General features: G+C 48.9%; 14 protein-coding genes. 8 read left to right on the forward strand and 6 right to left on the reverse strand.

Annotated elements, in window-relative coordinates; genetic code table 11:
- Positions 1 to 2 precede the first annotated feature (2 nt).
- The 5 genes from FN808_RS11045 (at position 3) to FN808_RS11065 (ending at position 5,301) form a co-directional block, all read left to right on the forward strand.
- Positions 3 to 1,538: an amidase family protein gene (locus FN808_RS11045; protein ID WP_142714658.1), complete on the forward strand. Its 1,536-nt coding sequence runs from the start codon at positions 3 to 5 to the stop codon at positions 1,536 to 1,538.
- 165 nt (positions 1,539 to 1,703) lie between these two features.
- Positions 1,704 to 2,480, forward strand: a complete 777-nt coding sequence (locus FN808_RS11050) for an SDR family NAD(P)-dependent oxidoreductase (protein ID WP_142714659.1) — start codon at positions 1,704 to 1,706, stop codon at positions 2,478 to 2,480.
- Positions 2,473 to 3,447, forward strand: coding sequence for a M28 family peptidase (locus FN808_RS11055; RefSeq protein ID WP_142714660.1), 975 nt, complete (start codon positions 2,473 to 2,475; stop codon positions 3,445 to 3,447). The genes FN808_RS11050 and FN808_RS11055 overlap by 8 nt, the downstream gene beginning before the upstream one ends.
- Positions 3,448 to 3,541: 94 nt before the next feature.
- Entirely contained in the window at positions 3,542 to 4,381 is an 840-nt protein-coding gene (gene prmA / locus FN808_RS11060; protein WP_142714661.1) for a 50S ribosomal protein L11 methyltransferase, read from the forward strand.
- Complete coding sequence (locus tag FN808_RS11065; RefSeq protein ID WP_142714662.1) at positions 4,348 to 5,301, forward strand: Ppx/GppA phosphatase family protein; 954 nt, start codon at positions 4,348 to 4,350, stop codon at positions 5,299 to 5,301. Before prmA ends, FN808_RS11065 begins: the two co-directional genes overlap by 34 nt.
- 55 nt (positions 5,302 to 5,356) lie before the next feature.
- Here the strand turns inward: FN808_RS11065 and FN808_RS11070 are convergent, their stop codons facing one another.
- Positions 5,357 to 5,854 carry an outer membrane protein gene (locus FN808_RS11070; protein ID WP_142714663.1) on the reverse strand — a complete coding sequence of 166 codons (498 nt, stop codon included), beginning with the start codon at positions 5,852 to 5,854 and terminating at the stop codon, positions 5,357 to 5,359.
- Positions 5,855 to 6,079: 225 nt separating this feature from the next.
- Between FN808_RS11070 and FN808_RS11075 the strand changes: the two genes are divergently transcribed.
- Positions 6,080 to 6,718 carry an RNA polymerase sigma factor gene (locus FN808_RS11075; RefSeq protein ID WP_142714664.1) on the forward strand — a complete coding sequence of 213 codons (639 nt, stop codon included), beginning with the start codon at positions 6,080 to 6,082 and terminating at the stop codon, positions 6,716 to 6,718.
- A 73-nt stretch (positions 6,719 to 6,791) separates the two neighbouring features.
- On the opposite strand, the gene queG is transcribed toward FN808_RS11075, so the two are convergent.
- From queG to FN808_RS11100, 5 genes are all read right to left on the reverse strand, one after another.
- Positions 6,792 to 7,742 (reverse strand): tRNA epoxyqueuosine(34) reductase QueG, encoded by a 951-nt coding sequence (queG, locus tag FN808_RS11080; RefSeq protein ID WP_142714665.1) that lies wholly within the window; start codon positions 7,740 to 7,742, stop codon positions 6,792 to 6,794.
- A gap of 88 nt (positions 7,743 to 7,830) precedes the next feature.
- Positions 7,831 to 8,514, reverse strand: a complete 684-nt coding sequence (ftsE, locus tag FN808_RS11085; RefSeq protein WP_142714666.1) for a cell division ATP-binding protein FtsE — start codon at positions 8,512 to 8,514, stop codon at positions 7,831 to 7,833.
- Complete coding sequence (locus FN808_RS11090; RefSeq protein WP_185958358.1) at positions 8,496 to 9,278, reverse strand: class I SAM-dependent DNA methyltransferase; 783 nt, start codon at positions 9,276 to 9,278, stop codon at positions 8,496 to 8,498. The genes ftsE and FN808_RS11090 overlap by 19 nt, the downstream gene beginning before the upstream one ends.
- 5 nt (positions 9,279 to 9,283) lie before the next feature.
- Positions 9,284 to 10,288 (reverse strand): 4-hydroxythreonine-4-phosphate dehydrogenase PdxA, encoded by a 1,005-nt coding sequence (pdxA, locus tag FN808_RS11095; RefSeq protein WP_142714668.1) that lies wholly within the window; start codon positions 10,286 to 10,288, stop codon positions 9,284 to 9,286.
- A gap of 22 nt (positions 10,289 to 10,310) precedes the next feature.
- Entirely contained in the window at positions 10,311 to 11,720 is a 1,410-nt protein-coding gene (locus FN808_RS11100) for a GWxTD domain-containing protein (protein WP_185958359.1), read from the reverse strand.
- A 154-nt stretch (positions 11,721 to 11,874) separates the two neighbouring features.
- Here FN808_RS11100 and FN808_RS11105 point away from each other — a divergent pair, with 154 nt between their 5' ends.
- The gene (locus tag FN808_RS11105) at positions 11,875 to 13,509 is read left to right on the forward strand and encodes an acyl-CoA carboxylase subunit beta (RefSeq protein WP_142714670.1); all 1,635 of its coding nucleotides are present in this window, start codon (positions 11,875 to 11,877) and stop codon (positions 13,507 to 13,509) included.
- Positions 13,510 to 13,654: 145 nt separating this feature from the next.
- Positions 13,655 to 14,983 carry an amidohydrolase family protein gene (locus FN808_RS11110; RefSeq protein ID WP_142714671.1) on the forward strand — a complete coding sequence of 443 codons (1,329 nt, stop codon included), beginning with the start codon at positions 13,655 to 13,657 and terminating at the stop codon, positions 14,981 to 14,983.
- The last annotated feature ends 9 nt before the right edge of the window (positions 14,984 to 14,992 follow it).

Raw genomic sequence — 14,992 nt, forward strand, 5'->3', positions numbered from 1 at the left:
TCTTGAGTTTTTCAGATTTAAGCCAGATCCGTACCTCTTTGGATACGGGTGAGCTATCCGTAACAGATGTTGTACAAAACTATATCCAAAATATTGAACAGCGTAATGATAAGATTAACGCTGTTGTAAGCCTTGACAAAGAAACTGCACTTAAAAGAGCCGGTGAAGTCCAGGAACGTATTGAACAGGGCACAGCCGGCAAGCTGGCAGGCATGGTTGTCGGCATCAAAGATTTGATCTGCGAAAAAGACAAACAGGCGACCTGTGCATCTAATATTCTTGCCAACTTTGAAAGCGTCTACGATGCCACTGTTATAGAAAGGCTACGAGATGAAGACGCTATTTTATTGGGACGCTTGAATATGGATGAATTTGCAATGGGCTCCTCCAATGAGAACACCATCTATGGCCCCACTCACAACCCGGTGGATGCTTCGAAGGTACCGGGCGGTTCTTCCGGAGGAAGTGCGGCGGCCGTCGCTGCTGACTTCTGTACGGCTTCACTGGGTACCGATACCGGCGGTTCTATTCGCCAGCCGGCCTCGTACTGCGGAGTGGTGGGGCTCAAGCCTACATACGGACGTGTGTCCCGATACGGCCTTATCGCCTATGCTTCTTCTTTCGACTGCATTGGGCCCCTGACTCATAGCGTCAAGGATGCGGCGATAATGCTGGAGACGCTGGCCGGTCACGACGAAAATGATAATACATCATCCAGCCGGGCCGTACCAGACTATCAACGATTTGTTGACAGACCGGACGCCAATATTCGCATTGGCGTGCCGGAAGAATATTTCGGGGAAGGTCTGGACGATGAAATCCGGGAAGGCATCCGTGGACGACTGGCAGAACTGGAAGAGGCGGGGGCAGAACTGGTACCCATCCATCTTCCTCATATGAAATATGGAATTGCCACCTACTATATACTGGCAACGGCAGAGGCTTCAAGCAACCTTGCCCGCTATGACGGCATCCGGTATGGCCACCGGGCCGATATCGAAGAGGTTGAGAAGGAGCTTAAGCAAGAGGAAGAAGCGATAAAGGAACAGATGAAACTGGCGGGAGGGGACAAAAAAGTGGAGCTTGGAGCACAGCTCGATGATGTCGATTCACCGCTCATACGACTTTACAAGAAAAGCCGCACCGAGGGTTTTGGCCAAGAGGTGAAGCGGCGTATCATGCTGGGCACCTATGTACTGAGTGCCGGTTATTATGATGCCTATTATGCAAAGGCACAGAAAGTAAGACGACTAATCAAGGAGGATTTTACCAGTGCCTTTGAAGAGGTGGATGTTATCGTTTCACCTACAGCGCCTACCACCGCCTTCGACATAGGAGCTAATATTGAGAATCCACTGCAGATGTATCTCAATGATATCTATACCATTTCAGCCAACCTGGCCGGTATATGTGGTATCAACATACCGGCGGGAGTTCACACCAATGGACTGCCGTATGGCATGCAGTTTATGGCCAACACGTTTGAAGAGGGAAAACTCTTCAACGCGGCTCGACTGGTGGAACAGCTGAGTGAATAAAAAGAGTACCGGCTAACTATATTATCCCGGAGACCTCCGGCGGTCGGGGTGATCAAAACTGTGTCCTGATTGGCGACCCGCAACGCCCAAGTGCTTGGCGGGTCATCCTGAAACAACCGCGCGGCTGGGCGTTAAAGGTTAATCCACAATATCTTAGTCAAAGCTATGGAAAACAGACTCTTGAACAAGTATGCGGTGATTACCGGTGCCACATCCGGCATCGGAGCGGCAACGGCCCGGGCTTTTGGGAATGCAGGTTGTAACCTCATGCTTACGGGACGCCGGAGGGAACGACTTGAAGAAATCGCGGAAACCATATGCTCTGAGTCGGAACATGATATTGAAACACAGACGGCTGCTTTTGATGTCCGGGATGTGGATGCCTGTAAAAAAATGGTTGATAACCTGACTCAGCCGGTCGATATTTTGGTAAACAATGCAGGCCTAGCCAAAGGTGTCGATGCTGTGTTCAATGCGGATCTGGCTGACTGGGACCTGATGATTGATACCAACATCAAGGGCCTGGTGACCATGACCCGTCTTATTGCCCCCGGGATGAAGAAGCGCAACGAGGGTCATATTATTAATGTCGGTTCAATAGCAAGCCATGAGAGCTATCCGGGAGGGTCTATCTACACTGCTACCAAACACGCAGTGAAAGCATTTACAGAATCCACCAAGAAGGATCTTCATGGCACCAAAGTGCGTGTAAGCATGGTTTCGCCGGGCCTGGTAGAAACGGAATTCAGTGTGGTTCGCTATGACGGGGATAAAAGCAAGGCCGATCAGGTTTATGAGGATATGCGGCCGCTGGTTGGCCAGGATATTGCCGAAGTTATCCATTTTACGGCGAATCGTCCAGCGCATGTGAATATTATGGATACCATTATCTTTCCGGTTGACCAGTCCTCGGCAACGATGGTCTATCAGGATAATGAATAAATCCGTTTTCTCAATTGTATTCCTGGCGGCTTGCTTTCTGTTTTTTGGATGTACCAGCGAAGATCAGCAGCGGTTGAATTTTGAAAAGAAGGGCAGGACGGTTCCTGCTTTTTCAGCCGACAGCGCCTACCAGTACATTGCAGACCAGCTTTCTTTTGGTCCCCGTAACCCCGGTTCGCAAGGCCACAGGGAGACAAAGTCATATCTTATGGAAAAGCTGGAATCCTATGCAGGGACCGGGAATGCCTATTCCCAGCAATTCACGGCCGAAGGTTATGGCGGCGACAGCCTTCAGCTTACCAATATTATTGCAGCCTTTAGTCCCGGCCGGGCAGATCGCATTATGCTTTGTGCACACTGGGATACGCGGCCCCGGGCCGACCGGGATTCGGTAAAGGCAGACCAACCAATTCCCGGCGCTGATGACGGGGGCAGCGGGGTTGGCGTACTGCTGGAGCTTGCGCGTATTTTCAAGGAAAACCCTCCTCCTATAGGGGTCGATCTCATTTTCTTCGACGGGGAGGACTACGGACGGGAAGGGGATACGAACCGCTATTTCCTGGGATCCCGCTATTGGTCTCAACACCCCCCGGTTCCGGGTTACGCCCCGCGCTTCAGTATCTTGCTCGATATGGTTGGTGGGCGTCAGGCGCTGTTTCCCAAAGAACAATATTCCATGCAGTATGCACCTGCGCTGGTCAATGAATTGTGGTCTATTGCTGAGCAGGAGGGATACGGTCATCTCTTTCCGGAGCAGGAGGGGAATGCTATTTCGGATGATCATGTTGTCATCAATCGTATTCTTGGCATCCCCACCATCGACATCATTCACCATAAACCCAACCGCGGGGGTATGGGGTTTGCTCCCTACTGGCATACCCACAATGATAATATGGATATTATTGACAAAAATACGCTGAAGGCCGTCGGTGAAATACTGACGGAATTGATTTACAACCGCATGTAAGCCGGCGTTGGGTATCGTATAATTGATATCCGGATCTTCCGCTGCCTGCTGCAGACTTAACACATGCCAACCATAGTTTATTTAATGCCACTTCATGAAATATATAAAACTGGTAATTGCGATTGATGATGAGTACCAGGAACCGTTTATCGCTGAACTTTTTGATATGGGATTTGACGGGTTTGAACAGCGTGATAACTCGATCATCGCATATATTACAGAAGAAGGCCTCGGAGTTGGCGACCGGGAACGGATAGAACAGCTTCTGGCGGGTTTTCCCGGAAACGGTTTTATTGAAACAGAAGAATTGGTAAGCGACAAAAACTGGAACGAAGAGTGGGAGCAGACTATTAAGGCCCAGGAAATTGGCCAATTCTTTGTTAAACCGACATGGTCAGACGACCCTGTGCCCGAAGGCAAGATACTACTTGAAATCGATCCCAAGATGTCGTTCGGCACGGGCTACCACGAGACCACCCGGCTGATGCTTAACTTTTTACCCTCCCTGGTGAAGAAAAATGATATCCTCATAGATGCCGGTACCGGCACGGGTATACTAGCTATTGCCGCCGTCAAGCTGGGTGCCCGGCATGCGCTGGCCTTTGATATTGATGAGTGGAGCATCGGGAATGCTCGGGAAAATATCCTGCTCAACGGGGTAAAGTCCAGGATAACACTCCGGAAGGGATCGGCCGAGGTTATCCAAGCGGAGGAAAAGGCAGATCTTTTGATGGCCAATATCCAACGTAACGTCATTCTTGAGCTGCTGCCCGCTTTTACAGAGGCACTTGGTGAGAAAGGGAACCTGCTGCTATCGGGGCTTCAGGAAGATGACGAGGATGTAGTAAGGAATAAATTGAAAGCCCATTTTGAAATTATCAGTCTTCAACAGGAAAATGAGTGGATCGCCGTCCACGCGAAGAGAAAGAAATGATTAAAGCTGCCATTGACATAGGTACAAATACGGTGCTTCTGCTTGTTGTGCAACAGAAGAGTGGAAGTGAATTCGATGTCCTGGAGGAGCTACAGCGGATGCCACGACTCGGTCGTGATGTTGACAGCCAGAAAAATCTTTCCGGGGAAGCCATGAGCCGGGTTGGGGCTATTATCAGGGAATATTACCATTTTCTGCAACTGCATTACCCTGAATGTGATAATCCCATTATCACGGCTACCAGTGCAGTGCGCGATGCCGCCAACCGAAGGCTGTTTATTGAAAAAGTGAAACAGGAAACCGGCCTGGAAGTACACATTCTCAATGGCGGGGAGGAGGCAGGCTATACGTTCCTTGGAGCTCAGAGTGTACTTGACCATACTTTTGAAGAAGAGCCCGTGGTCGTACTTGATATCGGGGGCGGGAGTACTGAGATAGCCTGGGGCCAGAGAGAAGAAATTATCGACCGGCATTCCTTTGATATGGGCTGTGTACGTTTTACAGAACGTTTTCTTACAACTGATCCCCCGACGCCTCTACAAATGGATACTGCCAGGCAGGCCATTTTGAAAATGCTTTTAGAACGTCCGTTTGATTTTGATAATCATCCCCGATTGATTGGAGTGGCAGGCACGGTTACGTCACTGGCATTTATTGACCAGGAGCTCAGTATCTATGAGAGCGGTCGGCTTAATGGGTACTCCTTATGCCTGTCTGTCATCCGAGACTATATCAGTAATTTCAGTTCCATTCCTACAGATGATCTGGCCGCTCGTTATCCTGCGGTGTTGGAGGGGCGTGCAGATATCTTTCTGGCGGGATTGTTAATCCTGGAAGGGGTCATGGAACACTACGACTTTCAATCTGTTACCGTTTCCACGGGCGGGATTCGGCACGGGGCCATAGTGTACGATTCCTAAAAAAAAAGGCCCCTCATTGCGAGGAGCCTTGCATGGTGGTGGTATGTACCGTTTATTAGATACCGAATCGCAGGCCGGCAGACAGAGCCAGCTGGTCGGCATTGCCAAGAACATATTTCAGTTCTGTAAATATATTGGCAAAATCCATTCCAAACTCAGCTCCACCGCCCAGGTTGAGGCCCAATTCAGAACTGGATACGGAACCGGATCCAAATTCACCCAGATCGTATGAGATGTTAAGGGTAGCATAATTGAGACCCGCCAGACCGTAGACTTTCATGTCTTCATCGGCCAGGAAATTATAATGACCGTTTATGTTAAGGGCCCACCAATCATAGTTTTCCGGGAAGAAAATTGAAAAATCAGCATGTCCGCTTATTTCTGGTGTGAATGCGTATTGGGCACCAGCCTGAATACCAATTGCTTCTACCTCAGAGCCATATTTTATACCACCACCAATGGAAAGGGGTGAGGATTCCTGGGCATAGCTTGATGAATTGAAAGCAAACAACAAACCGAAAAGAACACAACTTGTTACTATTATTTTTTTCATTTTGTAATGGGTTAATTTAAGTTAGTGATTAGTAGGGTAGTTCCCTTGTCTGCAACATCCTTTCGGCGAGAAGATCCTGCAGATTTCTTGCATTACACTTTATATACGTGAGGATCAGTAAAATCAGATCATTTTGGATCAAAAAAATTAGAATGGGAATAAAGCGACACTTTCAGTAAGTTTTAAGCCGTTAATAACAACCAATAGTTACGGCCCGACGAAGGAATGTCAGATACAAACGGGAGCAATACCAAAGTTTCAGAAACCACCCGCGAGAATGCTTCAGAAAGCAGCCTCGAGGATGATAAGCTGGTCAAGGAGGCCAAGGGAGGGAATGAAGGTTCCTATAAAAAACTGGTCGACAAGTACCAGCGGGCGCTCCATTACCATATCAGGAAGATGGTGAAGGACCGGGAACAGATCGAGGATTTGGTGCAGGAAACCTTTGTCAAGGCTTTTGACAACCTGAATAGCTATAATACAAGCTATGCTTTTTCTACCTGGCTGTATCGCATTGCGACCAACCATACGATCGATTACCTGCGTAAAAAGAAACTTCGAACGCTTTCTATTGATGAGCCGGTAAAAACGAAGAGCGGGGAGATGGAGATGCAGCTTCCCGACGACACAGCCCGTACCGACCGGGAAATCATTCGCAGTCAGCGCAAGCAGATGGTGCGTGAAGCCATTGAGGATCTGCCCCAAAAATACCGCAGGGTGATCGAGCTGCGACATATGGAAGAAAAGACCTACCAGGAAATTTCAGAAGTGCTCGACAAGCCTCTGGGGACGGTCAAGGCTCACATTTTCCGGGCCCGTGAGATGCTATACAAGGCATTAAAAGACAAAAGAAGTCGGTTTTAACCCGGTTCACCACCCATACAGAGAGAACATAACGGCTCCCAGGCATAATCAGGAATGCTCCTCTCTCAGCCGGTTAACTGCCTGCATTCATATTTTCTGCTACGGCTGCTACATTGTCCTTGTATTTTTCAAATTTCGCCCTCCGCATGGCGCTTCCCTCGAAAAGGGCGTCGTACTGTTGGTTATCCAATTCCTTCCAGAAATTGATGTCATGATCCAGGATTTTCTGACGGGGATACAGATCCTCCATCTGGCTATATTTGGCATCCCGGTTCCAGGGACAAACATCCTGGCAGATATCACAACCATACAACCACTGGCCGATGCTGTCGCGGTATTCTTCGGGGATCCGCTCTTTGAGCTCTATGGTATGATAGGAGATACACTTGCTGCCATCCACGCGATAAGGCTCATAGATGGCATTTGTCGGACAGGCATCAATACAACGGGTACAGCTGCCGCAATGATCGGTTACTTGGGTACTGTACAGGAAATCGGCATCAACAATCATTTCCCCAATAAAGAGGAATGAACCCACATTCTTGTTGAGCAGGTTGGAATTCTTTCCAATCCATCCCAGGCCGGCCCTGACGGCCCAGGCTTTGTCAAGTACCGGTGCGGAATCAACAAACACCCGGCCGTGTAGTTCTCCCAGCAATTCTTCAGTAAAAGAGAAGAGTTTCTTGAGTTTCTTCTTATATACTTTGTGATAGTCTCGTCCCTGCGCATACTTGGCAATTTTGGGCCGGTCGCCCTGTTGCTGCTGCCGCCTGTGGTCAGGATGAAAATAACTTCCAATCACGGAAACAACCGATCTGGAGCCGGGGACAAGCCTGGTCGGGTCAACGCGTTTGTCAAAATGATTCTCCATCCAGTGCATCATACCGTGACGCCCCTGGTTCAGCCATTCTTCAAGCCGCCGCTCTTCCGTTTCCAGCCGCCCCGCCTTGGCGAAGCCGCAGGCGTCAAAGCCAAGGCGCAGTGCTTCTTCGCGGACTCGTTTTGTGCGTTGGGCCAGATTCATGCTCCTGGTTGGTTTTCGTTGCGGTTTCCATGAGTTGAGCCACGTTCCCTGTGCTGGTTGCATGGACAGGGGAATTGAATCCGGTACCTTACAGCTGCCGGGGATCCACTTCCGAGAGCCGGCCATTTTCAAGCTTCAGCGTCCGGTAGGGGTACTGTTTGACCGTATCATAATCATGGGTAACCATCAACACCGCCATGCCGCGGTGATTAATCTTTTCAAGCAATTTCATGATCGAGGCGGAGGCTTTCGGATCCAGATTTCCGGTAGGTTCGTCGGCCAGCATTATACGAGGCTCGTTAGCCAGAGAACGGGCGATAACAACGCGCTGCTGTTCGCCACCGGAAAGATCCTCAGGCATGCTCTTTCGCTTGTGGCTCAGGCCAACCATTCCCAGCACCTCCAGTACACGCTGCTTAATGTAGCTTTTTTTGTTCCCTGTGACTTTCAATGAAAAAGCCACATTCTCGTAGACCGTTCGGTCCGGCAGAAGTTGAAAGTCCTGGAAGACAATTCCCAGCCGCCGCCGCAGATAGGGGATTTGTTTCTTGGATATGGAGGTGACATCGAAATCAGCAACGCGTACGGTGCCGGTGTCCGGGACCAGATCTCTGTAGATCAGTCGTAAAAAAGAGCTCTTCCCGGCACCGGTTTGACCGATCAGGTAAGAAAATTCTCCATTTCCCAGCTGGAAACTGATATTATCGAGAACTGTTCGGTAATCATAGGTAACCGAAACATTGTTAAATTCTATTACTGAGTGTTGGGACATTGTAATACCATCGTTATTCTTAAACTTTCATCATCTGCTTCCTCGAACTCGAAGTCGCTGTATTTTGCCCGTATGTTATACGCCGTTTGATTGATAATAGCAAGCATCTGCTGCAGGGTATATATTTTTTGACGATGGGTTTCGATACACTCATCCAAAACCGTCTCCTGATCCGTGGCCAGCTTCTGAATTTTAAATTTGTTGGTGTGAACCTGCTCGTCTCTATTATAGGTACTGCTTCTATAGAATCGAAAATTATTTTCCGTGATACCTTCCTCATTGTGAAGATAATTGATGGCTTCCATGGAATTAACCGGGGTGGTAAAGTCAAAAATGAGCAGACTCTGCGGTGTCAACAGTTTCTGGCACTGATTTAAAAAACGGATGATTTCTTCGGGAGTGTGCAGGTAGTTAATACTGTCAAAAACGCAGAAAACCACATCAAAAGTGCGGCTCATGGTTATGTCCAGGAAATCCATCACTGAAAAGTCTACTCCGCACATTCGCTGCCGGTTCTTTTCGCGGGCCCGTGCAATCATCTGGGGCGATTTGTCGGTTCCCCATATATCATAACACTCAAGTTCATCCAGCGAAAGTGCCAGCGAGCCCGTACCGCAGGCCAGCTCCATAACGGTTTTGGGATGAGGATGATGGCTGAGCATGAGCGCATCGATATAGTCCGCCCAGAAATCATAATTTACTTCTTCCATCACCGCATCATAGATGGCTGCCAGGGTGGTATATGCAGGTTTTTCTGTTGCCATGGAATTCATCCCGAGGCCTCTCTCTTCCTGTTGACAGATAACGCTATTGCCAAACTCAGTGCTTGTTTAAAAGAGGAGGCATCAGCCTGCCCTTTGCCTGCAATGTCAAAGGCCGTACCATGATCGGGAGAGGTTCGTATAATGGGAAGACCCGCCGTAAAATTGACTCCGGCCCCGAAAGAAAGTGTTTTGAAAGGAATAAGCCCCTGGTCATGATACATCGCCAGTATTCCATCAAAGTTGTCATATTTTTTATTGCCAAAAAAACCGTCGGCGGGGTAGGGGCCCGAAGCGGTGATGCCTGCCTTCTTTAGTGACTCAAGGGCGGGGCTAATAATGTCACGTTCTTCGTTTCCTATAATTCCACCGTCACCGGCATGGGGGTTTAGTCCCAAAACAGCGATGCGGGGCACAGCAATGCCAAAATCAACGTGCAAGCTCTGGTGCATCAGTTTGACCCGGCGCTCAATGATGCGTTTATTCAAAGCTTCCGGCACTGCTGAAATGGGAATATGGATGGTGGCCAGTCCAACGCGTAAACCATCATTGACCAGCATCATCAGGAAGTCCTTAGTCCCGGTGTTTTCGGCCAGAAATTCGGTATGCCCCGGAATATGGTACCCCGCTCGGTTGACAGCTTCTTTAGAGATCGGGGCGGTAACCATGGCATCAGCAGCTCCCCTTTTGCAAAGCTCAAGACCGCATTCCACCGCTTTCATGGCATAGCCTCCGGCTTGTTTACTCAGCACGCCGGGCGTAATAGAGACCGGTTCATTTTCGTCATAACAATCCAGGACATTAACCCTGCCCGGGCGCGCTTCATCAATCGCTGGGATCTGATGCCAGGCAAGATTGATATCAAGCAGTGAACAGTAATATTCGATGACTTCCGGGGCGGATAAAATGGTGGCCGTGTGGTCGTTCAGCCTGTCTGTTTTGAGGGCTTTGAGGATAATCTCAGGGCCGATGCCGTTGATATCCCCGCTGCTGATTACGATATGCTGTGCCATGAATATCCTGGGCAGCTTGTAGTTATTGGGATACTAGTTTAAAATCCCCGAAGCCGGAAGTAGCCCGGAATACAAATTCGCGGTTGGGATAACTCCAGATTTCCACAGGGGAGCCGTCGATAGGGAATTTTCGTTCAATATTGTTGGGAGGACCGTATTTAATATACACTTTGCCCTGATCGCTTTCGTAACCGATGATATTGTTGGTTGTAAAATGTCGATAGGCGTAGTCGATACGACGGTAATACTCGGCCATAAGCTCATTGTATTCCGTATCGGGCGTAGGGTCGCGCTCTTTCCAGAAAGCACGAAACTTACGCTCCCGCTCTTCTTTAGAACCTTCTGAGAGCCGGTCCAGTGTTTGGTCATTCACCATGTATCGGAGCATTTCTGTGGCAATGTCCAGGCTCAGCAAAGAGCGCGGCATATCGAGCCACTTTGACTGGTAGGTGGTGCTGGATACTGTTTTACGGTCATTCTCACGAATAGTGATTCGGTATGAGGTATTGGGGAATCTACTATTGGGTATTTTAACCAGGGCGTAGGTAAAGCCATCCGGATCCGGGGACAGTTGGAGCATGTTGGCTTTGGAGTTGCGGCCAGAATTCAGGCAGGGTTTTATTCCCCTGCGCAGATCGTCAGTGCCAAGCTCCTGTGAATAGAGCTGATCTGTAACGCTCGTGTCACCTCGTGATGTGCTGATGGCATTAACATCAAGAGAGTACGATGCTTCTTCAGTATAGCCGGGTAGGTAAGCCAGAGCATAAAAATCGCTTCCGTACTTTACGTTGTCGCCCATGCTGATCAGCTGAAGCTGACTTCCGTCGGAGGATAACTTTTCGCCCAAATAAACATTTCCTATAGTCATCTCGCTGTAGGGCTTGATACGGATGGTACGGGTTTGGGAGGTCCGGGGGTCCCCGCGATCTCCTCTTTTGAGCTGGAGGACATAGGTATAGATTCCGGGTTTTAATTCCATCCCAAGGTGGCCATAGAGAAAGGTCAATTCAGATTGCGTCTCTTCATAGGTTCCGGCATAGGCGGTGTCTTCCCAGAAAGCACGTCCGGCTGGATCAAGTTGCTCAACAGAAATATCGGGATCTTTCCGCTTCAGGAGAGATTCGTTGGAACTAAACACTTCCATGTTCATTGTCACCGGACTGAAAAAAGCTCGTTTCTTGCCGGAGGATTGAGACTCATTACTTTTCTTGAACGGCATAGAACTATAGGAGAAGCTGTAAACAGATGCTAAAGCAACCGTTTCGTCTGCCTGGCCTGGCAATATTAAAAAATCAAAAAATTGTGAAGGTCGCTGATCTGCAAATGAGAGCTGCTGGTATTTCAAATTTTGTTGTGCCCGGAGTTCAGATGCTGAACCAAAAAGAAGTCCGAAGAGCAGCGCGCCCGCAATACTATATATAGTCTGTTTCACAGAGATCATTTCTTTTAATTGAAAACAGGTGCCTCACAAATAGCTACCTTCAAGGTAACAAACTTAGAAGGAAATAACCCAATCATAGCTTTTGTGATTGTAAAAAATCATTATCTTGGAAACGTAATTTCCTACTCAATATTACTTTGGCACTATGAACTCATCCGATTCTACACCGCTCTCACAACAGGATCTGAAAGAGATGATTCGAACCATCAATGAGGAGGAGGAAAAAATAAAAAGGGGCGGAGGAAACAAGCGCATTCAAAAGGAACACGACAAGGGAAAGCTGACGGCCCGGGAACGTATTGAGGTCCTCACTGACGAAGAGAGCCGGTTTCATGAATTTGGTTTGTGGGCCGGTTATGAAATGTATGAAGAAGAAGGCGGGTGTCCATCGGGCGGCGTTATTACCGGAATCGGACTGGTTGCGGGACACGACTGTGTGATCGTAGCGAATGATGCCACCGTGAAGGCGGGTGCATGGTTTCCAATAACGGCTAAAAAGAATCTGCGGGCGCAGGAGATAGCGATTGAAAATCACCTTCCCATTTTATATCTGGTTGATTCTGCCGGTGTCTACCTGCCCATGCAGGATGAAATCTTCCCTGACAAAGATCATTTTGGTCGTATTTTTCGCAATAATGCGGTAATCAGTGCCAGGGGAATTCCCCAAATAGCAGCCATCATGGGCAGCTGTGTCGCCGGGGGTGCCTATCTGCCTATCATGAGTGACGAAGCTCTGATCGTGGATGGAACCGGCAGTGTTTTCCTGGCCGGCAGTTACCTGGTGAAAGCGGCAATAGGTGAGGAGGTAGACAATGAGACGCTGGGCGGGGCAACCACCCATACAGAGATCAGCGGTGTCACGGACTATAAGATGGAAGATGATGAGCAGTGTCTGCACACGATGCGTGATTTGGTTGATAAGCTGGGACCCTTTGATACGGCCGGATTTAACCGTCGTGAACCAGTGGCTCCCTCACGCGATGTGACTGAAATTCTGGATATCTTTCCCGATGATCGTTCCAGGCCCTATGACATGCGCCATATTCTGGACTGTATCGTGGATGCAGATACGTTTACAGAATTCAAAAGCGGATATGGACAAACACTTGTTACCGGCTATGCACGTGTGGACGGTTGGAGTGTCGGGGTTGTGGCCAACCAGAGAAAGATTACAAAAACCAAGCAGGGGGAAATGCAGGTCGGAGGGGTTATCTATTCCGACTCCTCCGACAAGGCCGCCCGTTTCATCATGAATTGCAACCAGAAAAAAATACCTATTGTCTTCCTTCAGGATGTCACCGGATTCATGATTGGCAAGCGCAGTGAACACGGGGGTATTATCAAGGATGGAGCCAAGATGGTCAACGCAGTCTCCAACAGCACCGTCCCCAAAATTACCATTGTACTTGGCAACAGCTATGGAGCCGGGAACTATGCCATGTGCGGCCGCGCCTATGATCCCCGATTCATCTATGCCTGGCCGACCGCACGGATAGCGGTCATGGGGGGCACGCAGGCTGCAAAGGTACTGACTCAAATCCGCGTCTCTTCTCTCGAAAAAAAGGGGCAGGAGATAACGAAAGAGGAAGAGCAGGAAATCATGGAAGAGATAAGCGAGCGCTACGATCGCCAAACCGATGTTCGTTATGCCGCTGCACGTCTCTGGGTGGACGGAATCATCAATCCCATCAAAACACGGGCTCATATTTCACATGCTATCCGGTATGCCAACCATAATCCAGATATCGGGGAGTTCAAAACCGGGGTTATCCAGGTTTAGCAGCGAAGAAAGCCGGGAGACTGCAGGAAACTTTTTTGTAGTCGGCACGTGCTCATCCTTTACATTTTTTAATTTTCCATTCTTTGGATTCACAGCCAAAATGTTATTATTAAGATTTCCATTTCAACAATAAGAACAGAAGACAATGATAAAGTTGGTACGCACTGTTATTTGCTGTATCGCCTTACTGATGGCCCTGCCATTGGATGGACAAACCCAGTCAATACCGGCACAAGCTTTCGAGAATGTAATTATCCATACCGCTGATGGGCAGGTTATCAGGGGCGGAACAATCGTATGGCGGGATGGCTTGATCCATGCGGTCGGAAAAGAGGTTGCCATCCCCTTCGATGCTTTCGTGCGGGATGGCGGCGACAGTCTGCATGTGTATCCCGGTTTTATTGATGGCATGGCTTTATGGGGCAGTCCCGGAAACAACGGCCATAATGGTACGCCTGAAGAACCTGGTAATCCGGGCTACAGACGAGCCGGAATACAGCCTCACCGTTTTCCTTCCAATCACCTGAAAACGAATGATGATGCCTTTTCAAAAGCTGTACAGGCGGGGTTTACAACAGCAGCACTGGCAATGAAGGGAGAAATGATGCCGGGTCAGGTTGACCTGTTTTTCATCAATGAAGACATGAGTACGAAGCAACTCCTGCAAAGGGGCATGGGCATAGTCGCCCAATTTAAGGAAGCCAAGGGATCAGCTTATCCCTCCACAACGATGGGAGTGATGGCCCAGTTTCGCCAGCTGTTTTATGATGCAGAAGCCCAGCTTGAGCAACAACGTTATTTTGCTGCTGTTTCTTCGAGCTACCCGGCTCCACCCAAAGAAAAGGTACTGGAGGCCCTGTACCCGGTGATGCAGCAACAGCAGCCGTTCTTTTTTGTGGCCAACAGCGAGCAGGACATCAAGCGGATGTTCTGGCTGCAGGATGAGCTCAAATTCAAGGCTGTGCTGGTATCCGGCCGGGAAGCCTATAAGACCGCCCGTGAATTGAAAAAACGGGACATTCCAGTACTGGCAGGCATTGACTTCCCGGAAAAACCCGAGTGGATGCGCGACGAAGAAAAAGACAAATACGACCAAGAGCTGACTCCGGAGCAGGAACGGTTCAGGGAACGGCAACAAAAAGCATACCGGCAGCATATGCAAAATATCAAATCTCTGCAGGACGCCGGCGTCAATGTTGGATTTGCATCCTACGGGCTGAAAGTTTCGGATGTCCGGGAAAATCTAACCCTGCTGAAGGAAGAGGGCGGCCTTGACAGCCCTGACGTTCTGCATCTGCTGAGCCAGTCGACAGCGGATATCCTGGGATACGGACAACGAATGGGGGATCTTAAAGAAGGACTGATTGCGAATTTTACCGTTTTCAATAAAGCTTTTTCTGAGGATAAGGCCAGGGCTCTTTATTCTATTTCCAATGGAAAGGTGACTGAGTTTGAATCTGAAACTGATAACTAGTTTTTATCT

This window comes from Fodinibius sediminis (assembly GCF_900182555.1).
GTDB classification, from domain to species: Bacteria; Bacteroidota; Rhodothermia; order Balneolales; family Balneolaceae; genus Fodinibius; species Fodinibius sediminis.

What these genes read in the sequence shown, in the direction of transcription:
- pdxA (WP_142714668.1), bottom strand. Translation starts at nt 10,288, where the DNA reads ATGGCACAGCATATCGTAATCAGCAGCGGGGATATCAACGGCATCGGC.
- FN808_RS11055 (WP_142714660.1), top strand. Translation starts at nt 2,473, where the DNA reads ATGAATAAATCCGTTTTCTCAATTGTATTCCTGGCGGCTTGCTTTCTG.
- prmA (WP_142714661.1), top strand. Translation starts at nt 3,542, where the DNA reads ATGAAATATATAAAACTGGTAATTGCGATTGATGATGAGTACCAGGAA.
- ftsE (WP_142714666.1), bottom strand. Translation starts at nt 8,514, where the DNA reads ATGTCCCAACACTCAGTAATAGAATTTAACAATGTTTCGGTTACCTAT.
- queG (WP_142714665.1), bottom strand. Translation starts at nt 7,742, where the DNA reads ATGAATCTGGCCCAACGCACAAAACGAGTCCGCGAAGAAGCACTGCGC.
- FN808_RS11070 (WP_142714663.1), bottom strand. Translation starts at nt 5,854, where the DNA reads ATGAAAAAAATAATAGTAACAAGTTGTGTTCTTTTCGGTTTGTTGTTT.
- FN808_RS11075 (WP_142714664.1), top strand. Translation starts at nt 6,080, where the DNA reads ATGTCAGATACAAACGGGAGCAATACCAAAGTTTCAGAAACCACCCGC.
- FN808_RS11050 (WP_142714659.1), top strand. Translation starts at nt 1,704, where the DNA reads ATGGAAAACAGACTCTTGAACAAGTATGCGGTGATTACCGGTGCCACA.
- FN808_RS11105 (WP_142714670.1), top strand. Translation starts at nt 11,875, where the DNA reads ATGAACTCATCCGATTCTACACCGCTCTCACAACAGGATCTGAAAGAG.
- FN808_RS11090 (WP_185958358.1), bottom strand. Translation starts at nt 9,278, where the DNA reads ATGGCAACAGAAAAACCTGCATATACCACCCTGGCAGCCATCTATGAT.
- FN808_RS11110 (WP_142714671.1), top strand. Translation starts at nt 13,655, where the DNA reads ATGATAAAGTTGGTACGCACTGTTATTTGCTGTATCGCCTTACTGATG.